Annotated in this window: 22 protein-coding genes; 11 read left to right on the forward strand and 11 right to left on the reverse strand. The window is 67.2% G+C overall.

Going from position 1 to position 22,092, the window contains the following annotated elements:
* The first annotated feature begins 105 nt into the window (after positions 1–105).
* On the forward strand, positions 106–627 hold the full coding sequence (locus LRP66_RS00610) for a carboxymuconolactone decarboxylase family protein (protein ID WP_230480506.1): 522 nt from the start codon (positions 106–108) through the stop codon (positions 625–627).
* A gap of 61 nt (positions 628–688) precedes the next feature.
* Here the strand turns inward: LRP66_RS00610 and LRP66_RS00615 are convergent, their stop codons facing one another.
* A complete protein-coding gene (locus LRP66_RS00615) occupies positions 689–1,453 on the reverse strand; it encodes a sulfite exporter TauE/SafE family protein (RefSeq protein WP_230480507.1) in 765 nt (254 codons plus the stop codon).
* Positions 1,454–1,607: 154 nt separating this feature from the next.
* Here LRP66_RS00615 and epsC point away from each other — a divergent pair, with 154 nt between their 5' ends.
* Positions 1,608–2,291, forward strand: a complete 684-nt coding sequence (gene epsC / locus LRP66_RS00620; RefSeq protein WP_230480508.1) for a serine O-acetyltransferase EpsC — start codon at positions 1,608–1,610, stop codon at positions 2,289–2,291.
* Entirely contained in the window at positions 2,291–2,623 is a 333-nt protein-coding gene (locus LRP66_RS00625; protein ID WP_230480509.1) for a DUF2794 domain-containing protein, read from the forward strand. The genes epsC and LRP66_RS00625 overlap by 1 nt, the downstream gene beginning before the upstream one ends.
* Before the next feature lie 57 nt (positions 2,624–2,680).
* On the opposite strand, the gene LRP66_RS00630 is transcribed toward LRP66_RS00625, so the two are convergent.
* The 8 genes from LRP66_RS00630 to LRP66_RS00665 form a co-directional block, all read right to left on the reverse strand.
* The gene (locus LRP66_RS00630; RefSeq protein WP_230480948.1) at positions 2,681–3,097 is read right to left on the reverse strand and encodes a hypothetical protein; all 417 of its coding nucleotides are present in this window, start codon (positions 3,095–3,097) and stop codon (positions 2,681–2,683) included.
* A gap of 105 nt (positions 3,098–3,202) precedes the next feature.
* A complete protein-coding gene (gene phoB, locus LRP66_RS00635; protein ID WP_230480510.1) occupies positions 3,203–3,895 on the reverse strand; it encodes a phosphate regulon transcriptional regulator PhoB in 693 nt (230 codons plus the stop codon).
* A 13-nt stretch (positions 3,896–3,908) separates the two neighbouring features.
* Positions 3,909–4,592 (reverse strand): phosphate signaling complex protein PhoU, encoded by a 684-nt coding sequence (gene phoU / locus LRP66_RS00640; RefSeq protein WP_230480511.1) that lies wholly within the window; start codon positions 4,590–4,592, stop codon positions 3,909–3,911.
* Between the two features lie 11 nt (positions 4,593–4,603).
* Positions 4,604–5,368 carry a phosphate ABC transporter ATP-binding protein PstB gene (gene pstB, locus LRP66_RS00645; protein WP_230480927.1) on the reverse strand — a complete coding sequence of 255 codons (765 nt, stop codon included), beginning with the start codon at positions 5,366–5,368 and terminating at the stop codon, positions 4,604–4,606.
* A complete protein-coding gene (pstA, locus tag LRP66_RS00650; protein ID WP_230480512.1) occupies positions 5,362–6,576 on the reverse strand; it encodes a phosphate ABC transporter permease PstA in 1,215 nt (404 codons plus the stop codon). The genes pstB and pstA overlap by 7 nt, the downstream gene beginning before the upstream one ends.
* 37 nt (positions 6,577–6,613) lie before the next feature.
* Entirely contained in the window at positions 6,614–7,990 is a 1,377-nt protein-coding gene (gene pstC / locus LRP66_RS00655) for a phosphate ABC transporter permease subunit PstC (RefSeq protein WP_230480513.1), read from the reverse strand.
* On the reverse strand, positions 7,987–9,033 hold the full coding sequence (locus LRP66_RS00660; RefSeq protein ID WP_230480514.1) for a substrate-binding domain-containing protein: 1,047 nt from the start codon (positions 9,031–9,033) through the stop codon (positions 7,987–7,989). The genes pstC and LRP66_RS00660 overlap by 4 nt, the downstream gene beginning before the upstream one ends.
* A 73-nt stretch (positions 9,034–9,106) precedes the next feature.
* Positions 9,107–10,351, reverse strand: a complete 1,245-nt coding sequence (locus tag LRP66_RS00665) for a sensor histidine kinase (RefSeq protein ID WP_230480515.1) — start codon at positions 10,349–10,351, stop codon at positions 9,107–9,109.
* Between the two features lie 111 nt (positions 10,352–10,462).
* Between LRP66_RS00665 and LRP66_RS00670 the strand changes: the two genes are divergently transcribed.
* From LRP66_RS00670 to LRP66_RS00685, 4 genes are read left to right on the forward strand one after another with little or no spacing between them, the layout of a single operon-like run.
* Positions 10,463–10,903, forward strand: coding sequence for a hypothetical protein (locus tag LRP66_RS00670; RefSeq protein WP_230480516.1), 441 nt, complete (start codon positions 10,463–10,465; stop codon positions 10,901–10,903).
* A 4-nt stretch (positions 10,904–10,907) separates the two neighbouring features.
* Positions 10,908–11,195 carry an HPr-rel-A system PqqD family peptide chaperone gene (locus LRP66_RS00675; protein ID WP_230480517.1) on the forward strand — a complete coding sequence of 96 codons (288 nt, stop codon included), beginning with the start codon at positions 10,908–10,910 and terminating at the stop codon, positions 11,193–11,195.
* Complete coding sequence (locus LRP66_RS00680) at positions 11,192–12,037, forward strand: HprK-related kinase A (protein ID WP_230480518.1); 846 nt, start codon at positions 11,192–11,194, stop codon at positions 12,035–12,037. Before LRP66_RS00675 ends, LRP66_RS00680 begins: the two co-directional genes overlap by 4 nt.
* A complete protein-coding gene (locus LRP66_RS00685; protein ID WP_230480519.1) occupies positions 12,022–13,050 on the forward strand; it encodes a nucleotidyltransferase domain-containing protein in 1,029 nt (342 codons plus the stop codon). The genes LRP66_RS00680 and LRP66_RS00685 overlap by 16 nt, the downstream gene beginning before the upstream one ends.
* Here the strand turns inward: LRP66_RS00685 and LRP66_RS00690 are convergent.
* Entirely contained in the window at positions 13,010–13,702 is a 693-nt protein-coding gene (locus LRP66_RS00690) for an HAD-IA family hydrolase (protein WP_230480520.1), read from the reverse strand. The genes LRP66_RS00685 and LRP66_RS00690 overlap by 41 nt on opposite strands.
* Before the next feature lie 63 nt (positions 13,703–13,765).
* On the opposite strand from LRP66_RS00690, the gene glmU reads away from it, so the two are divergent.
* From glmU to LRP66_RS00710, 4 genes are all read left to right on the forward strand, one after another.
* Complete coding sequence (gene glmU / locus LRP66_RS00695) at positions 13,766–15,127, forward strand: bifunctional UDP-N-acetylglucosamine diphosphorylase/glucosamine-1-phosphate N-acetyltransferase GlmU (protein WP_230480521.1); 1,362 nt, start codon at positions 13,766–13,768, stop codon at positions 15,125–15,127.
* A gap of 7 nt (positions 15,128–15,134) precedes the next feature.
* The gene (gene glmS, locus LRP66_RS00700) at positions 15,135–16,958 is read left to right on the forward strand and encodes a glutamine--fructose-6-phosphate transaminase (isomerizing) (protein ID WP_230480522.1); all 1,824 of its coding nucleotides are present in this window, start codon (positions 15,135–15,137) and stop codon (positions 16,956–16,958) included.
* 80 nt (positions 16,959–17,038) lie between these two features.
* Positions 17,039–18,952 carry a GGDEF/EAL domain-containing response regulator gene (locus LRP66_RS00705; protein WP_230480523.1) on the forward strand — a complete coding sequence of 638 codons (1,914 nt, stop codon included), beginning with the start codon at positions 17,039–17,041 and terminating at the stop codon, positions 18,950–18,952.
* 65 nt (positions 18,953–19,017) lie between these two features.
* Positions 19,018–20,805, forward strand: coding sequence for an ATP-binding protein (locus tag LRP66_RS00710; protein WP_230480524.1), 1,788 nt, complete (start codon positions 19,018–19,020; stop codon positions 20,803–20,805).
* 3 nt (positions 20,806–20,808) lie between these two features.
* On the opposite strand, the gene dinB is transcribed toward LRP66_RS00710, so the two are convergent.
* Entirely contained in the window at positions 20,809–21,927 is a 1,119-nt protein-coding gene (gene dinB, locus LRP66_RS00715; protein ID WP_268992420.1) for a DNA polymerase IV, read from the reverse strand.
* Between the last annotated feature and the right edge of the window lie 165 nt (positions 21,928–22,092).

Consider the following 22,092-nt stretch of genomic DNA (forward strand, 5'->3'; position numbering starts at 1 on the left):
GCGGTGACGCCTCCGGACCCATCAACATCGATGCCCCGGCGAGGGTTGCCGTTCCGGACAGGGTCGGCGGCCCGGACTGGGGCGTCGTCCATCTGGAGCCATTCCATGTCGCTCAAGGAATTCGCCGGGCAGTTGCCCGACTTCGCCAAGGACATTCGCCTCAATGTCGGCTCGCTGCTGAATGAGGCGCTGCTGAACGATCAGCGCAAATATGGCCTGCTGCTCGCCTGCGCGCACGGCACCGGCCACAAGCCGCTCGTCGAGGCCGCGGAGGCCGAATGCACGCCCAAGCTTTCGCCGGAAGCGGCCAATGCGGCGCGTGCGGCGGCGGCGGTGATGGCGATGAACAACGTCTATTACCGCTTCACGCATCTGGCCGGAAACCAGGAATATCGCAATCTGCCCGCCAAGCTGCGCATGAACGTGATCGCGGCGCCGGGGATCGACAAGGTCGATTTCGAGCTGTTCAGCCTGGCCGTGTCGGCGATCAATGGCTGCGGCATGTGCATCGACGCGCATGAGGCGGTGCTGAAGAAGGCGGGCGTGTCGGCCGAGATCATCCAGACCTCGGTCCGGATCGCCGCCGTGATGCAGGCGGTCGCGACCGTCCATTCGGCAACCGCCTGAACCGCATCCCTCCCCAGGCGAGGCTTGGGGAGGGGCGAGCCGCCGGGCGAGGCCCCCTCCGTCAGCCCGTCACCGCCTGGTACAGCCGCCACAGGCTGGTCAGCGTCAGGATGATCCCGACGAGCGTCAGCAGGGTCCGGGCGGGCACCCGCTTGGCGAGCATCGCGCCGAACGGTGCGGCGATGATGCCGCCGATCAGCAAGCCGACCGTCGCCATGGTGAACGCTCCCCAGCCGAGCTGGCTGATGAAGGTCGCCGAAATCGTCGCGGTCAGGAAGAATTCGGCGGTGTTGACGGTGCCGATCGTCGTGCGCGGCGCGGCGCCCTGCGCCAGCAAGTTCGACGTGACGACCGGCCCCCAGCCACCGCCACCGGCCGCATCGAGAAAGCCGCCGAGGAACCCCAGCGGCTCGACCACCTTCGGCTCGCGGGCGTGCGCCTTGTGTCGCCAGGCCCGGATCAGCAGATAGACGCCGATTCCCGTCAGGTAGGCGAGGATGAAGGGCTTCACCACCGCCGCATCGATGTTGGAGAGGACATAGGCGCCCAGCGCGCCGCCGATCACGCCCGGGATCATCAGGCGGAGGAAGAGCCGCCAGTTGACGTTGCGATGGACGGCATGGCTGATCCCCGACACCGCCGCGGTGAAGGTCTCGACGCTATGCACGCCAGCCGAGGCGGCGGCGGGGGGCACGCCCAGGCTGATCAGCAGGGTGTTGGAGATCACGCCGAACGCCATGCCCAGCGCTCCGTCCACCACCTGCGCGGCGAAGCCGACCGCGACGAAGGGCAGGATATGGATCAGCTCGGTACTCGTCGGGTCCATCGTGTCTCCTGGGGTCTTGCCCGCCGGGCCATGCCGCGTAGGCGTCAACGCTGCAACAAAGATAGAGTTTGTCGCGCGACGACGCGGCGTACCGCTATCTGGATTTCAAGAACCGCCGTGCTTAAATGCACCTATCGCCTCTGGGGACATGCTCATGCCGAGCCGTTTGGCCGCCTATCTCGATTCGATCCGGGCCCGCGACCCCGCGCCGCATTCGCGCGCCGAAATCCTGTTATATCCGGGCGTCTGGGCGCTGGCGGGGCACCGGGTCGCGCATCGCCTGTACAAGGCGCGCGCCTTCTTCCTGGCGCGGCTGGTCAATCACTTCACGCGCTTCCTGACGGCGATCGACATCCATCCCGGTGCGAAGATCGGGCGCAATTTCTTCATCGATCATGGCTTCGTGGTGATCGGTGAGACGGCGGAGATCGGGGACGACGTCACCATCTATCAGTGCGTCACGCTGGGCGGCACCAGTCCCGACAATGGCGTGGCGGGCAAGCGGCATCCGACGCTGATGGACGGTGCGATCGTCGGCTCGGGCGCGCAGGTGCTGGGCCCGATCATCGTCGGTCCGCGCGCTCGGGTCGGTGCCAATGCGGTGGTGACGCGCGACGTGCCCGAAGGTGCGGTGATGGTCGGCATTCCGGCACGACCGACGGTGGTCGAGGGCGGCGCGGCGCCCGAGCGTCGGTTCGTCCCCTATGGAACGCCCTGTTCGGAGGTGTTCGATCCGCAGACGCAGAAGATCGAGATGCTTCGCTGCGAGCTCGATACGATGCGTCGGCGGCTGGACGCGGTTCTGGCCGAGCAGGACGAAAAGCGCGATCGGGCCTGATGGGAGTTCTGCCCTTTCCCAAAGCGCCGGGGCAGGTCGGGTTCGAGCGCATCGAGCTGAACCGCATTCTCGACCTATATGGTCGTATGGTCGCGGCGGGGCACTGGCGAGATTATGCGATGGATCTGGGGCGCGAGGCGGCGATCTTCTCCGCGTTTCGTCGGACCGCCGAACGGCCCGAATATCGCATCGAGAAACGACCGGCGCTGCGCAATCGCCAGGGCATGTGGGCGCTGATCGGCGAGGGTGGCGCGGTTCTGAAGCGTGGGCATGAGCTTGGCCCGGTGCTCGCCCCGGTCGAGCGGCGCCTGATGAAGCTGGTCGACGAATAGCAAAACGCCGGCCCCGAAAGGGACCGGCGCCTTGTCATCGCCTAGAGGCCCAGGCGATTACTTGCCGCCACGCTGGCGGCACTGGTCGAACTGACCCTTCTTGCAGATCGGATAGCTTTTGAGCGGCGCGGGCGCCGGATAGGCCTGCGACGGGCTCGGCGCCTGCTGGAATACGACCGGCGCGCCGGGAGCCGGGGGCGAAGCCATCGGCGGCTGGGCGGGCTGATAGCCACCGGCGGTCATCGTCGCGGCCGAGGCGGCGGCATTGGCCTGCATCGAGCCCGTGCTGGGATCGGTCGAGGTGCCCGCCTGCATCCCGGCCTGGGCCCCGGCCTGCGCCCCGTCCTGGGCCCCCGCCTGGGCGGTGGTGTCGGTCTGGGCCCCCGCCTGGGCGGTGGTGTCGGTCTGGGTCGTGGTCTGAGCCAGAGCGGGCGTCGCCATCAGCGCGGTGGCGGCGAGAAAAACGAGCTTCATGCGAATCTCCTGTTCAGAAGCGCAAGTGCGTTAGCGCGGTGGGTGAACGCCCGATTCCGCACTTGGCTCCCTCGTTTCGCTTGCGACCCGATTCTGACGGCTTTTTCAGCCCCCCGCGTCGAGCGAATAGCCCGCCGAGCGAACCGTGCGGATAATGTCCGGACGGTCGCCGATGTTGATCGCCTTGCGCAGGCGGCGAATGTGCACATCGACCGTCCGACTCTCGATATCGGAATCGTGGCCCCACACCGCGTCGAGCAGCCGCTCGCGCGAGAAGACCCAGCCCGGGTGCTCCAGAAAATGCTTGAGCAGACGGAATTCGGTGGGCCCGAGCGACACCACCTCGCCCGCGCGGCGAACCTTGTGGCCGACCGTATCCATCTCGATATCGGCATAGGTCAGCGCCTCGCCCGCCAGCGCCGGGCGCACGCGGCGCAGCACCGCGCCAACGCGGGCGACCAGTTCGCGCGGGGAGAAGGGCTTGGTGACATAATCGTCCGCGCCCGTCTCCAGTCCGCGTACCCGGTCCTCCTCCTCGCCGCGCGCGGTCAGCATGATGATCGGCACGTTCGCCGTCTCGGGCGAGCGGCGCAGGCGGCGGCAGACCTCGATTCCCGAAATCCCCTCGACCATCCAGTCGAGCAGGACGATGTCGGGCGTGTTCTCGCGCGCCAGCAACAGGGCTTCCTCGCCATCGGGCGTATGGACGACCTCGAAATCCTCGCGCTTGAAATGGAAGACGAGCAGTTCCGCCAGCGCGGCGTCGTCTTCGACCAGCAACATCTTTACGCGTGCCATGGTGCCTGTCCCCTCAAGAAGGCAAAGTACCGCCACGGTCCCGTTCACCCATCTGGGTGCCGGTGGCGGCGAAATAGACCATCTCCGCGACGTTCGTCGCATGGTCGCCGATCCGTTCGAGATTCTTCGCGATGAAGAGCAGGTGCGCGACCTGTCCGATCGTCTTGGGATTCTCGACCATATGGGTGACGAGCGTGCGGAAGATGGAATCGTAGAAATCGTCGAGCGCGTTGTCGCTATCGCGGACCCGCACCGCTGCCTCGGCGTCGCGCGCGGCAAAGGCGTCGAGCACGTCGTGGACCATCGACGACGCGATCTTGGCCATGGCGGGGAGGATCGAAATGGGCTCGATCCGATCCTCGCTCTCCAGCATGGGCACGCGCTTGGCGATGTTCTTGGCATAGTCGCCGATCCGTTCGACGACGCTGGCGATCTTCAGCGCCGCGACGACTTCGCGCAGATCGTTCGCCATCGGGGCGCGAAGGGCGATGGTACGCACGGCCAGCCGCTCCACCTCCGCCTCGATCAGGTCGATCGCCTTGTCGTCGTCGCGAACCTTGCGCGCCAGTTCGAGGTCGGAGCGTTGAAGCGCCTTGATCGCGTTGGCGATCGCCTCCTCGGCCAATCCGCCCATCTGGCTGATCAGCCCGCGCAGGCGGCCGATATCGTTGTCGAAGGCTTTTACGGTGTGGTCCATGATCCTCGTCCTCAGCCGTACCGGCCGGTGATATAGTCCTTCGTCCGCTCTTCCCTGGGGTTGGTGAAGATGTCGGACGTCTTTCCGTACTCGACCAAAGTGCCGAGGTGGAAAAAGGCGGTACGCTGGGAGACGCGGGCTGCCTGTTGCATGTTGTGGGTGACGATCGCGATGGCGTAGCGGCCACGCAGATCGTGGATCAGTTCCTCGATCCGCGCGGTGGCGATCGGGTCGAGCGCGCTGCACGGCTCGTCCATCAGGATGACTTCGGGGTCGACCGCGATCGCGCGGGCGATGCACAGCCGCTGCTGCTGGCCGCCCGACAGCGCCGTGCCGCTTTCCGACAGCCGGTCCTTGACCTCGTTCCAGAGACCGGCGCGGGTGAGCGAGCGCTCGACGATCATGTCCATGTCGGCGCGCGAAGCGGCCAGGCCGTGGATGCGCGGGCCATAGGCGACATTCTCATAGATCGACTTGGGGAAGGGATTGGGCTTCTGGAAGACCATGCCGACCCGCGCGCGAAGCTGCACCACGTCCATGTCGGGCGCGTAGATATCCTGTCCGTCGAGGCGGATGTCGCCACTCACCCGTGCCGACGGAATGGTGTCGTTCATCCGGTTCAGCGTGCGCAGGAAGGTCGATTTGCCGCACCCCGACGGGCCGATAAAGGCGATGACATGATCCATGCCGACATCGATCGAGATGTCATGGATCGCCTGCTTTCCGGCATAGGATACGCTGACGTTGCGCGCGCTTATCTTGGGGGAAGTCACCAGCGTGTCTCGAACCGATTGCGGAGATAGATGGCCAGCCCGTTCATCGCGAGCAGGAACATGAGCAGGACGATGATCGCGGCCGAGGTCTTCTCGATGAAGCCCCGGTCGACCTGATCCGACCAGAGGAAGATCTGAACCGGCAGCACGGTCGCCGGGTCGGTCAGTCCCCTGGGTGGTGCGGCGATGAACGCGCGCATCCCGATCATCAGGAGCGGCGCCGTCTCGCCCAGGGCGCGGGCCATGCCGATGATCGTGCCGGTCAGGATGCCGGGCAACGCGAGCGGCAGGACATGGTGGAAAATCACCTGCACGCGCGACGCACCGATCGCCAGCGCGGCGTCGCGGATCGAGGGCGGGACCGACTTTATCGCGTTGCGCCCCGCGATCACGATCACCGGCATCGTCATCAATGCCAGCGTCAGGCCACCGACCAGCGGCGCCGAGCGAGGCAGGCCGAAGCTGCCCAGGAAGACCGCCAGCCCGAGCAGGCCGAAGATGATCGAGGGGACCGCCGCCAGATTGTTGATCGATACCTCGATCATGTCGGTCCAGCGGTTCTTCGGGGCATATTCCTCGAGATAGAGCGCGGCGAGCACCCCGATGGGAAAGGCGAGGAGCAGCGTGACCAGCATGGTCAGCAGCGACCCCTTGGCTGCGCCCCAGATGCCGACCCGCGTCGGATCGGTCGCGTCGGCATCGCGGAGGAAGCCGGTATTCCAGCCGCTCGAAATCAGGCCTCGGGCCTGTAGCCGGGCGACGACCCGCTCGGCGGCCGGCGTCCCTTCGCCCTTGGCCGCGACGTCGAACTGGCTGGCGACCGGCAGCGCGAACGTCGTGGTCCGGTTGAGCAGCGACGGATCCGCCTTGACCGCATCGCGCACCACGATCCACGCGCCCGGCGACAGCAGGTCGATCCCATCCGGGCCCAAGACCCGCGTGGCGGCGCGGTCGACCGCATCCTCCAGCCCGGCCCCCGCGAGCGCGAGGTCGGCACCGCGTCCCTTCAGCCGGGCGGCTTCGATCGGCAGTTCGGCGGTGGCCAGGTTGACGGGCAGGGTCACGCGGGTTTCCGTAAAGCCGCGGAAACCCTGCGCGATCATCGTGATGAGCAGAAAGGCGAGGAAGGCTGCCGACAGGGCAACCGCCGCCGCGCCCAGGCGCCGGAACCGGCGTTCGGCGGCATAGCGGCGCCGCAAGCGCCGCGCCATCGCCGGGCTTTCCCAGCGAGGCGGTGGGACGGGCGCGTTATTCATAGGATTCGCGATATCGCTTCACCACCGTCAGCGCGACGATGTTGAGAAGCAGGGTGATCACGAACAGGGTCAGCCCCAGCGCGAAGGCGGCGAGCGTCTTCGGGCTGTCGAACTCGGCCTCGCCGGTCAGCAGGTCGACGATCTGGCGGGTAACGGTGGTCGTGCTGGCAAAGGGGTTGGCGGTCAAGGTCGCGACGCCGCTGGCCGCCATCACGGCGATCATCGTCTCGCCGATCGCGCGGCTGACCGCGAGGAGGACGCCGCCCACGACCCCGGGGAGCGCGGCGGGCAGCATGACGCGGGTAATCGTCTCCGAGGTGGTCGCGCCCATCGCCAGGCTGCCGTCGCGCATCGCGCTGGGCACCGCCGCCAGGCTGTCATCGGCCATCGACGACACGAAGGGGATGATCATCACGCCCATGACCAGCCCCGCCGCCAGCGCGCTTTCGGACGAGGCCCAGTCGATGCCGATCGCGACCGCGAACCGGCGCACGGCGGGCGCGACGGTCAGCGCCGCGAAATAGCCATAGACCACCGTCGGAATGCCCGCGAGGACCTCCAGGATCGGCTTCATGATCCGACGCGCGCGTGGCGCGGCATATTGGGTCAGGTAGATGGCGCTCATCAGCCCGAACGGGATGGCGACGGCCATCGCGATCACCGCCCCGATGAAGAACGTTCCCCAAAACAGCGGCACCGCGCCCAGTGACGCTCCGGGGTCGCGCGGATCGATGACCTGCGGGCTCCAGTGCGTACCGAACAGGAAGTCGCCCACTGGAACGACCGAGAAGAAGCGCCCGGCTTCGTAGAGCAGCGAGGCGACGATCCCGGCGGTGGTCAGGATCGCGATCAGCGACGCCGCGAGCAACAGGCCGAGCACCACCCGCTCGATCCGGGTGCGGGCCGAGAAGTCGGGTTTGACGCGAAGATAGGCATAGGCCCCGCCAGCGAGCGCCAGCAGCAATACGACCAGCGTCGCGATCCAGTCGATGCGCGTCTGCGCCCGGTCGTAGAAGGGGGCGAGGATGCGTGACAGCAGGTGGAACGCGCCATGCGCCCGACCCGCCGCCAGCGCGCGCGCTTCGGACAGGATCGCGGCCCGCTCGAACCCCGGCGGTGGCAGTTGCGCGGCGGCGGGCGCGCCCAGCACCATATCGGTGACGAGCGCGGGCGATGTCGCGGACCAGATGGCGAGAAAGATCAGCGGCGGCACGGTCGTCCACAGCGCGACGTACCAGCCGTGATGATGCGGCAGCGAGCTGACACGGACGCTCGAATGGCGTCGGAAACCCAGCGCGCGCATCCGGCTATATGCCCAGGCGATGATGCCCAGGCCAACGATCACGATCAGCAGCGCGATCCCGCTCATGACGGAAGGCCTGCGGGATCGAGCGGGATTTCCCTGGCGATGATCGCGCGGGCGCGGGCCTGAACCGCAGCGGGCGATGCGATCAACCCGCGCCGGGTCAGCGGACCGCCAGCGGCCCAGTTGTCGGCATAGAGGGTCAGGAAGCGGCGCAAGCCCGGAATGGCGTCGAGATGCGCCTTCTTCACGTAGACGTAGAGCGGCCGCGATCCGGGATAGCGGTCGGCCGCGATCGCGCCATAGGTCGGCGCGACGCCGTCGATCGTGACGCCGTTCACCGTGTGACGATTCTCTTCCAGATAGGAATAGCCGAATACACCCAGCGCATCCGGATTGGCCTGAAGCTTCTGGACGATCAGATTGTCGTTCTCGCCCGCATCGATAAAGGCCCCATCGTCGCGGACCCGCGTGCACAACAGCCTGTGCGCGTCGGGATCATGTGCCGACAAGGCGCGTGCCTGCGGCTCGACCGCGTCGCAGCCGCGCATCAGGATCAGTTCGACCAGCGCGTCGCGCGTTCCGCTGGTCGCGGGTGGTCCGTAGACCTGGATGGGGAGGGCTGGCAGTGCGGGGTTTACGTCGCGCCACGTCCTCGCCCGGTTGGGCTTGCCACCCGGATGCGCACCGATCGCGCGGTAGATATCGGCACTGGTCAGCGCCAGTCGGGGGCCGCGCTTCGATTCGGCGAAGGCGATGCCGTCGATGCCGATCGGGATTTCCAGGACTTCGCCAGCACCATGCGCGGCGCAATCGCGATACTCGCTCGCCTTCATGCGGCGCGACGCGTTCTCGATATCCGGATGCGCCGCACCGATCCCGGCACAGAACAGCTTCATCCCGGCGCCGGTGCCGGTCGATTCGATGACGGGGGCCTTGGCGTCGGGGTCAGCCGCGACGTAGCGCTCGGCGACGATGGTGGTGAAGGGATAGACCGTCGACGAACCGACCGCCGTGATCTGCTCACGAACGCCCGCGCCGCCGCCATTGGCCTGATCGTGGCAGGCCGCCAGCGCGAACATCGCGGCGAGGAGGCAGGGCAGGCGCATCGAGATCCTTGGTCACACCGGAACGGGTGCGAGCCGGTCGCTGCCACGCTCGCCATACCCCCGTGTGACATTTCTATTGCTCTTTTGTGACACCGCCCCCGGAAAGCGTCTTTGCGGCCACACGCGCGATGGGCAGTCGAACGCTGATCGTCGTGCCGACCCCGACTTCGCTCGCGATTTCCAGTCGTCCGCGATGCCGCTCGACGATGTGCTTGACGATCGCGAGGCCGAGGCCGGTGCCGCCGATACTGCGGCTGCGGCCCGAATCGACGCGGTAGAAGCGCTCGGTCAGGCGCGGCAGGTGGTTCGCCGCAATCCCTTCGCCGCGATCGATGACGGTCAGGCGCAGCTTGTCCTCGTCACGGTCGAGCGTGACCCGCACCGGAGTGTCCGGCCGACCATATTTCATCGCATTGCCGATGAGATTGTGCAGGAGCTGCGACAGTTGCGCACGGTCGCCGACCACGGGCGGCAGGCCTTCGCCGAGCTCGCAAACGATGTCCGCCGCACGCGGCGAACCGGAGTCGAGAAATTCCTCGTGCACGTCCTCGACAAGGTCGTTCAGGTCGACCGGTTGGGCGGGCTGGCGATATTTATCCGCTTCGATCCGGCTTAGCGAAATGAGATCCTCGACCAGTCGCTGCATCCGGCGCGCCTCGTCGAACATGACCTTCAGGAAGCGGGCGCGGATATCGGCATCCTCGCCCGCCTCGTCGCCCAGCGTCTCGATGAAGCCCAGGATCGAGGCCAGCGGCGTGCGCAATTCGTGGCTGGCATTGGCGACGAAATCGACGCGCATCCGCTCCGCCGCGTCATGCGCGGTCTGGTCGATCAGATGGACGACGCGCTGGCCGCTGGTGGTGTCGGCGACCCGCATCTCCCACCGCTGGTCGAGCGAGCCCAGCCCTACCAGCGAGATCGGCTGATCGGGTTCGGTCGCGCCTTCCCGTGCAAGGAGTCGCTCGGCCGCCGCCGGATGGCGGATGGCGATCCGCGCGTCCTCGCCGACGATATGCGCGCCGAGCAGCGTCCGGGCGGACCGGTTGGCAAGCACCACCTGGCCCTTTTCGATCAGCAGGACCGGCTCGACGATCGCGTCCAGCGCCTCGGTCAGGAGCGGTGACAGCGGGCCGCGTCCGTCTTCTGGCGACGGCGCGTCGTCGGTGGGATGCGCCACGCCCTCGCTCGCGACCAGTGCCGCCGCGATCCCGCCGACCAGGGTAATGATCGCCGGGGCGGGGCCGCCGGTCATGAACACCACGATCGCCGCGACCACCGCGACGATCACGGCCCATAAGGTGCGAATACCGAATCCCATGACGTGCCGATGTAGCTTGCGGCAGGCGGCCTGTCTCCCTCCCAACCTGGATCAGATCGCCGTCGCGCGGGTGCTTGTCGACCGGTCGCGAATATGGGAGACCGCATCGCCATGGATGACACGCCTCCATCCCCCGAGAATTCGCCCGCCGTCGAGCCGGTTGCGTCCGACAGGGGCGACGTGCCCGCATCGGGCAGCCGACGTATGCTGATGCTCGGCGCGGTCGGCGCGAGCGCGGTGGTGGCGATCCGCCCGGCCCTTGCCCAGACCGCGGGCTCGGTCCTCAACTGCCAGATTCCCATTCCCGATCCGGGCCGCGCCGGAAGCTATATCGCGCTCGATGGCTCGACCGTGCCCGCGCGCACGCTCGGGGCGTTCGCGCCGCCGAGCCGCCCCTATACCGGCGAAGAGGTGCGGCAGGCGTTGCAGGGCGCGATGCTGCCCAATTCCAATTTCCTCAGCAATCGCGCCTATCTCAACTATATCCGGCGGCTGCAGCGCGGGCAGGGCGGCTTCACCTGCTACGCCTCGTTGCAGATGCCGGGCAACTGAGGCGATGGCCGGTCCGCGCTACCGCGCGGTGGGGTCGGACATGCTGATCGTCGAGCCGCTGGACCTGTTCACGGCGGTCTTCCATCGCCCTTCCGGCCTGACGCATCTGTTGACCGAACCCGCGCCGCAGATACTGGACCTGCTGGCGAACGGTGGAGCGATGACGGCGGATGCGCTGTTGCGCGCGTTGTCGAGGCATTATGAATTGGGGGATGCCGAGGGGGACGGTGCGGCGATGCTTCACGCCCGGCTGATGGAATTGGAGGCAGCGGGTCTGATCGAGGCGGCGTGAGGCATCACATCGCACTGCGCGTCGGACCAGTCGGTTTTCGGATCGGATCGGACTGGCGTGCTCCGATCGACGCGCTGGCGTCGCTCTATCGCGACTACCCGCGCGCGGAGACCGTGGACTATACGGTCCGGCTGGAAGCGACGTCGCCGATCCGCCGCTGGGTTCGGCCATCCGTCAACATCGGAGGCGATTATCGCCTGCCGGAGGCTGCACCATTGCCGCTGGCGCAGGGGCTGCTGGCGGCGGAGCTGGGCATGAACCTGCAGATGGCCTTGGGGCATCGCCGTCACTTGCTCCTCCATGCGGCGGTCGTGGCGAAGGACGATCGCGCGATCCTGTTGAGCGGCGTTTCCGGCGCTGGCAAGTCGACCATGTCGCTCATGCTCGCGCAGCAAGGCTGGCGGTTCATGGGCGACGAATTCGCGCTGATCGATCCGGATACCGGGCTCGCCTGGCCGTTTCCTCGTCCGATCAGCCTGAAGAACGAAAGTCTGGCCGCGATCGCGTCGGACAGCCGGACGGGGCCGCTGCTCTCCGGCACGCCCAAGGGCGATATCCGGCACGTCGCGCCCGACCACCACGCCATCGCGAACATGGCGTGCCCTGCGACGCCCGTCCTGCTCGTCTTCCCGCGCTTCGGTTTCCCCTCGGCAAGCCGCACCCTGCCACCGGCCGAGGCGTTCGTTCGACTGACCCAGGCGTCGACCAATTACGTGGCCATGGGCGAGGCGGGATTCCGGGCGCTCACCCGGCTGCGGCGGGAGGTGCCCGCCATCGCGCTGGACTATCCCGACGGGGCGACCGGCGTGGCGGCGGTGGAGGCGTTGTGGCGCGCGCTGTGAGGTCGGCCGAGCGGTTGGTCGCTCTGCTTCGCGAGCCCGAAGCGGCGGAGGCCGTTCCGGCGGCGGACTGGACCGGCATCTTGACGGTCGCACGCGCCGAACTGCTGATCGGCACGCTCGCCCACCGGCTCGACGGGCTGCGATTGCCAGCGCCCGTCGCGCGCATCCTCCACGACGCCCGCGCCGAAGCGGAGGAAACGCGCCGCGTCGCGCTGTGGGAGGCGAACCGAGTCCGGCACGCGCTCCGGTCACTGGATGTCCCGGTCATCCTGCTGAAGGGAACGGCTTTCGTCGCGGCGGGCCTTGCAGCCGGGCAGGGGCGGTCGATCGGCGACTGCGACATATTGCTCGCTCAGGGGCGGATGGCCGATGCCGAGGCGCTGTTGCTCGATGGCGGATGGGAGTGGGTCAAACCCGATCCCTATGACGACCTCTATTATCGCCGCTGGATGCACGAGTTGCCGCCGCTGATCCACCGTGACCGCGACCGGATGCTCGACGTGCATCACACCATCCTGCCGCCGACCGCGCGGCCCAGCCCCGATGCCGCCGCCCTCATCGCCGGGGCCGAGCCGCTGGCTGGCGGTCTGTCCGTTCTCGCCCACCCCGACATGATCGTGCATGCCGCCGCGCACCTGTTCGCGGATGGCGATCTGACGGGCGGGTTGCGCAACCTGTGGGATGTCCACGCCCTGATCGTCGAGCGCGGCACGGAAGGGCTGGAGCGGCAGGCCGCGCTTCATGGCTTGTCGGGCGCGGTCGGTCGTGCGCTTCGGTTGGCCCATGCGATCTACGCCACCCCGGTGCCACCGTCCTATCGGCGAATGACGGCGACCGATCGCCTCTATCGCCGCCGGATCCTGGCGCGCGATGGCTGGGGGCGGGGGCGGCGCCCGATGACCCGCGCGGGCTTCTATCTGCGATCCCACCTCATCCGGATGCCGCCGCCGCTGCTGGCACGGCATTTGTGGATCAAGTGGCGGAAAGGGAAAGCCCCTCCAGCGTCGGGATGAGCGCATCATAGCCATGGATGATCGCATCGGCGCCGAGCGTCTCGACCGGCTGGCTGAGAAAGCCGAACGAGCAGGCGACGACGGGCAGTCCGGCAGCCTGCGCCGCCTGCACGTCGAACAGCGAATCGCCGACAAAGGCCGCGTTTCCGCCGCCACAACGGGCGACAAGCGCATGGATGGGCACCGGGGATGGCTTGGCGACGCCACGCGTGTCGCCCCCGATGATCGCCGCGAAGCGATCCGTCAGCCCCAGCGAGTCGAGGATCGCGCGCGCGAAATGCTCGAGCTTGTTTGTCATGATCCCCAGGGTCACGCCACGCGCCGCGAGCCGGTCGAGCGCCTCTACCGCGCCGGGGAACGGTGCGGTGTGCACCGCGAGATGACCCTCATAATAATCCAGCAGCCGCCGGTGCAGCAGGTCGAGCGTCGCATCGTCGCAGCCGCCGGTCGCGTCCAGACCATGGCGAAGCATTGCCCGCGCGCCGCCGCCGATCATCGGCTTGACCGCCGCGACGCTGAGCGCCGGGCGCCCGATCGAGTCGAGCGCGTGGTTGACCGCCGCAGCCAGATCGCCGCTGGTGTCCAGCAACGTGCCATCCAGGTCGAAGCCGATGGTGGAAAAGGCAAAACGAGGGTGTGAAATTCCGTCCATGATCTGTTCCGCTGCCACTCTCGCTCTGGCCTTGGCAAGAAAAGCATGGCAGGCGCAACCGTCATGACGAGACCGGTTGCTGCCATCATCCTCGCCGCGGGCAAGGGCACCCGCATGAAATCGGACCTGCACAAGGTCCTGCACCCGATCGCCGGGCGGCCGATGCTGCTCCACCTCATCGACAGCGTGCGCCAGCTTTCGCCCGAGCGGATCGTCGTCGTGACCGGTGCCGGGCGCGAACAGGTCGAGGCGGCGGTGGCGCCGCTTGGCATCGGCACGGCGTTGCAGGCCGAACAGCTCGGCACCGGCCATGCGGTCGCGCAGGCAAGGGCGGCGCTGGCGGGGTTCGATGGCGACGTGCTGATCCTCTATGGCGACGTGCCGCTGGTCGAGGTCGCGACGATGCGGCGGATGATCGATCGCCTGCGGGAGGACGATAAGCCAGCGGCGGTCGTCCTGGCCTTCCGTCCCGCCGATCCGGCCGCATATGGCCGCGTCGTGGCTCAGGATGGGCGGCTCGACCGGATCGTCGAATACAAGGATGCCACGCCCGAGGAACGGGCGATCACGCTGTGCAACTCTGGGCTGATGGCGGTGCCGTCCTCGGACCTGTTCGGCCTGCTCGACCGGGTCGGTAACGACAATGCGGCGGGCGAATATTATCTGCCCGACATCATCGCGCTGGCGGCGGAGGACGGTCGGCACTCGGCGTTCATCGAAACCGATGCGGGCGAGGTGGCGGGGGTCAACAGTCGTGCCGAGCTGGCCCAGGTCGAGGGCGCGTGGCAGACGCGCCGTCGCGACCGTGCCATGGCCGATGGCGCCACGCTGATCGCACCCGGGACCGTGTGGTTCGCGCACGATACCCGCATCGGTCGCGACGTGGTGATCGAGCCCAATGTGGTCTTCGGCCCGGGGGTCCACATTGCCGATGGCGTGACCATCCATGCGTTCAGCCATCTGGAGGGCGCGACCGTCGCGACCGGCGCGGATATCGGACCCTATGCCCGTCTCCGCCCGGGCGCGGACGTGCGCGAGGGGGCGCGGGTCGGCAATTTCGTCGAGATGAAAAAGGCGGTGCTGGGTCCGGGCGCCAAGGCGAACCACCTTACCTATCTGGGCGATGCGGAGGTGGGGGCTGGCGCCAATATCGGCGCCGGCACGATCACCTGCAATTACGACGGCTTCCTCAAATATCGCACCGTGATCGGAGAGGGTGCGTTCATCGGGTCCAATTCGGCGTTGGTCGCACCGGTCCATATCGGCGCGGGCGCGATCGTCGGGGCCGGTGCCGTCGTCACCAGCGATGTCGAGGCGGATTCGCTCGCGCTGGTCCGTGCCGACCGAGCGAGCAAGCCCGGATGGGCGAAACGTTTCAGAGAGATGATGACGGCCAGGAAGGCCGCGAAAAAGGCCGGGGAGTAAAGAGCTTATGTGCGGGATCGTGGGAATTCTCGGCGGCGAGGACGTGGCGGAGCGATTGCTCGATGGTCTGCGTCGTCTGGAGTATCGCGGCTATGACAGCGCCGGGATCGCGACGATCGATCACGGCGCGATCGAGCGCCGTCGTGCGTCGGGCAAGCTGGTCAACCTGGCGCGCGAGCTGGCCGCGCATCCGCTGCCCGGCAATGTCGGCATCGCGCACACCCGCTGGGCGACGCATGGCGGCCCGACCACCAACAACGCGCATCCACACGCGACCGACCATGTCGCGGTCGTCCACAACGGCATCATCGAGAATTTCAAACCGCTGCGCGACGAGCTGATCGGTCGCGGCCGGGTGTTCACCAGCGAGACCGATACCGAGGTCGTCGCGCATCTGGTCAGCGAGAAGGTCGAGCAAGGGCTGGACCCGGTCGCGGCGGTTCGCGAAATCCTGCCGCGACTGCACGGCGCCTTCGCCCTGGCGATCCTGTTTCGTGACCAACCCGACCTGCTCATCGGCGCGCGACTGGGGTCGCCGCTGGTGGTGGGCTATGGCGACGACGAGACCTATCTGGGCTCCGACGCGCTGGCGCTTGCGCCGCTGACCCAGCGTATCGCGTATCTGGACGAAGGCGACTGGGTCGTCTGCACCCGCGAGGGCGCGCAGGTGTATGACCGCGACAATGTTCCGGTCGATCGGCCGGTCACGCTGTCGGGCGTCACGGGCGCGCTGATCGACAAGGGCAATCACCGGCACTTCATGCAGAAGGAAATCTACGAGCAGCCGATCGTCGTCGCACAGACGCTGCGTTCGTACCTTCATCGGCTGGAGGGGCGGATCGCGCTCCCTATTCCCGATTTCGATCTGTCGGGCATAAAGCGGGTGACGATCGTCGCCTGCGGCACGAGCTTCTATGCGGGCATGGTCGCCAAATACTGGTTCGAGCAATTCGCCCGTGTACCCGTCGACCTCGATGTCGCGTCCGAGTTCCGTTACCGTGCGCCGGTGATGGAGTCTGGCGGGCTGATGATCGTGATCAGCCAGTCGGGCGAGACCGCCGACACGCTGGCCGCGCTTCGCCACGCCAAGTCCGAGGGGCAGACGATCGCGGCCGTGGTCAACGTACCGACGAGTTCGATGGCGCGAGAGGCGGATCTGCTGCTTCCCACCCATGCCGGACCCGAGATCGGCGTCGCCTCGACCAAGGCATTCACCTGCCAGTTGAGCGTCCTGGCCGCGCTTGCCGCCAATCTCGCCAAGGCCAAGGGGCGCCTGACCGCCGACGAGGAAAAGCAGATCGTCCGCCATTTGTCCGAGGCGCCCGCCGCGATCAACGGCGCGCTGGCCTATGACGAGGCGATCGAGGGGATGGCGGGTGCCATCGCGGGCGCGCGCGACGTGCTGTATCTGGGGCGCGGCACCGACTATCCGCTGGCGCTCGAGGGAGCGCTAAAGCTCAAGGAGATCAGCTACATCCATGCCGAGGGCTATGCCGCGGGCGAGATGAAGCATGGTCCGATCGCGCTGATCGACGAGTCCGTCCCGGTCATCGTGATCGCACCGTCCGGCCCGCTGTTCGAAAAGACCGTGTCGAACATGCAGGAGGTGCAGGCGCGCGGCGGCAAGGTTGTGCTCATTTCGGACTATGACGGGATCGAAGCGGCGGGCGACGGCTGCATCGCGACCATCACCATGCCCAAGGTCCATCCGCTGATCGCACCGATCGTCTACGCCGTGCCGGTGCAGCTTCTCGCCTATCATGTGGCGGTGGCGAAGGGCACCGACGTCGATCAGCCGCGCAATCTGGCAAAGAGTGTTACAGTTGAATAACAGACCGTTTACGGCAGGTTAAGTCGCGGTCGTTACCATAGGTCCATGTAACTGAGTAACAATGGACTGATGGTGGCCGGATGCGGATTCTGATCGTCGACGACGAACCGGCGGTACATGACAGCTATGCCTTCTGCTTTTCGGGCGGGCGTGGCGTATCGACGGAAACCCGCCACGCGCTCGACACGATGGCGGCCGACCTGTTCGGTCGGTCGCCGGGTGTGGCCGCGCTGGATGAAGGGGGGGATCTGCCCTTCGACTTCGAGCCAAGCCATTGTCATCAGGGGATCGAGGCGGTGGCCGCCGTCGAGCAGGCGATGGCGGACGGCCGGCCGTTCGCGGTCGCCTTCATCGACATTCGGATGCCGCCGGGTATCGACGGCCGCGAAACCGCCCGCCGCATCCGGGCGCTGGACCCTGATATCCACCTGGTGATGGTGACCGGCTATTCGGACTTCTCGCCCGTCGAGATCGGCAGGGTCGCGGGGCCCGCCGACAAGATCTTCTACATCGCCAAGCCTTTCGAGTTCGCCGAGATTTCGCAGATGGCGCTGGCCCTGTGTCGGCGCTGGCAGAATGATCGCGAGCTGACGGCCACGCGCGCGCTGCTGGCGGCGAAGGTCGCGACGCTCGAGGAGAAGAGCGCGGAGCTGGAGGCGAATGAGAGCCGGGCGATGCACATCGCGCTGCACGACGCCCTGACCGACGCGCCCAACCGCACCGCCTTCCTGCGGGCGTTGACGGAGCGTGGCCGACAGGCGGGGCATTTCGCGACGGCCATGCTCGATCTCGACCGGTTCAAGCTGGTCAACGATACGCTCGGCCACCTCGCGGGCGACGAGTTGATCCGCGAAGTCTGTACGATGATCCAGCATAGCGTGCCGCCGGGCACGATGGTTGCCCGGCTGGGCGGCGACGAATTCGGCCTGTTCTTCGACACCCGGGACGAGGCGGCGGCGGTTGCCGTATGTGAGCGGGTCGTCGCGGCCTGTGCCACGAGCTTCAACATCCTGGGCCATGCGGTTCGCTGCGGTGCGTCCTGCGGCCTGGTTCTGAGCGACAGCCATGCGGATCGCGATCCGACGGATCTGGTCCGCCGAGCGGATCTGGCGCTGAACGATGCCAAGCGTTCGGGTCGGGGCGTCGTCCGCGTGTTCGATACGCACATGGACGACGGCATCCGCATCCGCCGGGAGATCGAGGCGGGGCTGGCACAGGCGATCGCGCGCGATGAGCTGAGCTTGTCGTTCCAGCCGATAGTGGGGCGCGGTGCGCTGGACGTCGTGGGGTTCGAGGCGCTGGTTCGGTGGAACACCGCGGCGCACGGCATGGTCAGCCCGGCGATCTTCATTCCCATCGCCGAGGAAAGCCATCTCATACACGATCTCGGCGACTGGGTTCTCGACCATGCGCTGGCCGAGCTGCGCCACTGGCCCGGCCAATATGTCTCGGTGAATTTCAGCCCGATCCAGTTTCGCCGCTCGCACTTCGTCGGGCATATCATGGCGAGCGTGAAGCGGGCAGGCGTGGATCCGGGCCGGGTGCAGATCGAGATCACCGAAACGGCGATCTTCGACGATGCGGAGCGCGCGTCGAAGACGCTTGGCGAGTTGCGCGGCCTGGGCTTCCGCATCGCGCTCGACGATTTCGGCACGGGCTATTCCAGCCTCTATAACATCCGCAAATTCGCGCTCGACTGCCTGAAGATCGATCGCAGCTTCATCGACGGCATGGGGCGCGAACGCGAATCCGCCGCGATCGTCCATTCGATCATCCATCTCGGACGCGCGCTGGGCATGGGCGTCGTGGCGGAAGGGGTCGAAACGGAAGCCCAGGCACAGGCCCTGCGCGTCGCGGGCGCCAGCCATCTCCAGGGCTTCCTGTTCTCGCGACCCGTCCCCGCCGAGGAGGCGAGGGCGCTCGCGGCGCAGCACTGGTTGCCTTTCGCCGGGGTCGGCGACACCGGCGTCATTATCGAAGGCGTGCGAAGCTGATCCGCGGCCGTCCGATTCGGGACTGGTTCGCCGCACGCGTCAGGAAGCAGTCGCTGCGCGATACCATGGTCGTTCTGCTGACCGTGGCCGGGATCGGTGGCGCGGTGGCGCTGGCGGCGATGCTCGCCTTCATCATTTCCCCGGGCTTCGCCGAACTCGAGCAGCGCGCGACGGCGAGCTATCGGAGCCGCCTGCACCAGCGCCTGACGGAATTCGCGACGACGACTCAGGCGATCGCCCGCGACCAGGCGGAGATGGCGGCCCTGGCGGCTCCATCGGCTCGCCACCGGGACGACTGGATGCAATCGGCGCTGGCTATTCGTGGGGTGGAGACGGTGGCGTATCGACGACCCACCGGCACGGAATGGGCAGTCCGAATGGTCGGCGGTCCGCGGGATGAGCCCATAGGCCTTCGCCAGGCGATGACGGCGGCGTTGGAGCAGATCGATCGAGAGCCCGCCGCCATGCGAGATCGGAACGCGCCGGTCTATCTGCCCTTTCACGGTGATGTCCTGGCGCTCGGGCTGGCGACGATCGCGGGGCGCGACGGTGGAGCAGCGGGGCGCCTGGCCATTGCACGGCGGCTGACGGCGCGGGACTTGTCGGATGCGCTGGGGCAGCCGGTCGGTATCGAGCGCCCGGCGGCGGTCCGGCTCGATACGATCCGGCGCCAATCCCGCGTGATCGACATAATGGAGGCGATTCCCGGCGTCGACCGGCGACCCGTCGCCACGGCGACGATCCGCGTGTCGCGTGAGGTCGTCCTGCTGGGACGCCGCGTGTTGCTTCTGGCGGTCGCCGGATCGATCCTCCTGCTCGTCTTCCTGCTCGTGATGTTGCGCCGGGCCCTGGGAACCCTGGTGCTATCGCCCCTGAACACGGTCGAGCGGCATATGCGGCGGGTTCAGGCTTCCGGGGTATTGCTTCCGTTCGAGGATGGCGAGCGGCGCAGCGATGAGTTCGGCGCGCTGGGGCAGAGCTTCAACGCGATGCTCAGCCAGTTGAAGGACCTTCGCGAGCAGAACGAAATCCAGAGCTTCGCGCTCGGCCGGTCGGAGAGCGCGGTCGCGGTGCTGCATAATGTCCGCAATGCCCTGGCGCCGCTGGGGACGATCCTGAGCTCTGGTGCCACATCGGACAATGTCGGCGATCGGCAGCTTGTCGACAGGGCGGTGACCGAACTGGGGCGGGACGACATTCCGCCCGAGCGCCGGGCCAAGCTGGTGACCTTCGTCCGGACCGCGCTGGCCGCCGACACCCTCGCACGCGAGGCGGTTCGACGGCAATTGCTCGCGGGGCGCGATGCGATGCGCCAGACGCTGGAAATCATCGGTGCGGAACAGGTGCGCGCGCACGAGCGTCCGCCGCGCAGCCGCTGCGACATATCGGAGATCGTCGCCCGCAACGCGACCATCGCGCGCTATGCCAGGTCGGTGTCGATCGCGTTCAACTTTCCCGCGCATCCTGCGCATGTCCTCGCCAACCGGGTCATATTGAGCCAGGTGATCGGCAATCTCCTGTCCAACGCGGTCGAGGCGATCGTCGCGACCGGGCGGGAACATGGCAGCATCCTGGTCGAAGTGCTGCCGGTCGCGGGCGGTCGGGTCGTGACGCGGATCATCGACGATGGTGAGGGCTTCCCCCCCGCGCTGGTCACCCAATTATTCCAGCCGGGCTTTTCGACACGAACCGACAAGTCGGGCGGTCTGGGCCTTCACTGGTGCGCCAACTCCATGGCGGCGATGGGCGGTACGCTGGAACTGCAAAGTGCCGGGCCGGGGATGGGGGCGATGGCCGTACTGACGCTCGACGCCGATTTCGGGACGGACGGCGCTTCGCTCCTCGCCGCGTGATCGTCAGAAAGGCAATTCGGCCTGACAGGGCGACCCGATCTCCGTGTTCTCGGGTGCGACCAGCGACGACAGGGTCAGGCCAAGCAGGCGAACCCCGTTGCCGACCGGCAATTGCTGGTCCAGCAACTCCCGTCCGACCCTCGCGAAGACCGTGCGTTCGCCGATCGGCTGTGCGAGCGATCGGGCGCGGGTGATGGTGTGGAAATCGCTGTAGCGCAGCTTGAGCGTGACGGTGCGCCCCGATGCGCGGCCGCGCGCGATCCGGGCCCACGCCGCTTTGATGACGCGGTCGAGCCCGGCATGGAGGGCCTCGGCGTCGGACAGATTGTCTCCAAACGTCCGCTCCGCCCCGACCGACTTCGCGATCCGCCGGGCCTGCACCGGACGATGATCGATACCCCGCGCCGCGTTGAAGAGATACTCGGCATGGCTGCCGAAGTGCCGCTGGAGAAATGCCAGGGGGCGGTCGCACAGATCCTGTCCGGTCAGGATACCCAGCGTCTCCATCTTGCGCGCGGTGACCGGGCCGACGCCATGGAAGCGCTTGACCGGCAGCGCGGCGACGAAGCGGGGGCCATGCGCCGGCGGAATGACGCACAGGCCATCGGGCTTGTTCTGATCGGATGCCAGCTTGGCGATGAACTTGTTGTAGCTGACGCCCGCCGACGCGGTCAGTCCGGTTTCCGCCAAAATCTCGGCGCGGATGGCATTGGCGATCGCCGTCGCCGAACCCAGGCCCGCCTGGTTGGCGGTCACGTCGAGATAGGCTTCGTCCAGTGACAGGGGTTCGATCAGATCGGTATGGCGGGCGAAGATCGCGCGGATCTGGTTCGACACCTCGCGATAGACTTCGAAACGGGGCGAGACGAACAGCAGTTCCGGACAACGCCGCGCGGCGGTGACGGATGGCATTGCGGACCGGACGCCGAACACCCGCGCCTCGTAGCTGGCCGCCACGACGACGCCCCGCGCACGCGATCCGCCGACCGCCACGGGACGCCCGCGCAAGGACGGGTCGTCGCGCTGCTCCACCGACGCATAGAAGGCGTCCATGTCGACATGGATGATCTTGCGGCCATCCGGGATCGCCGATCGATCGGTGTCAGTGGAATGGGTCGGCAACGGTCAAGGCCCATCTCGTCCGCTCGATCGCTCCTGGCGAACCCTGAAACGAAACAGGAACATTCATTCAAGGTCAAGCCCCGTTACGGTTGAGACAGTTAAATTCGTTGCGGACGGCAAGGGTGCAGTTAACGTCACTTTGACCAATTCCATGTCAGGCAATAT

The organism is Sphingomonas sp. Leaf21, assembly GCF_916858675.1.
Taxonomy (GTDB): domain Bacteria; phylum Pseudomonadota; class Alphaproteobacteria; order Sphingomonadales; family Sphingomonadaceae; genus Sphingomonas.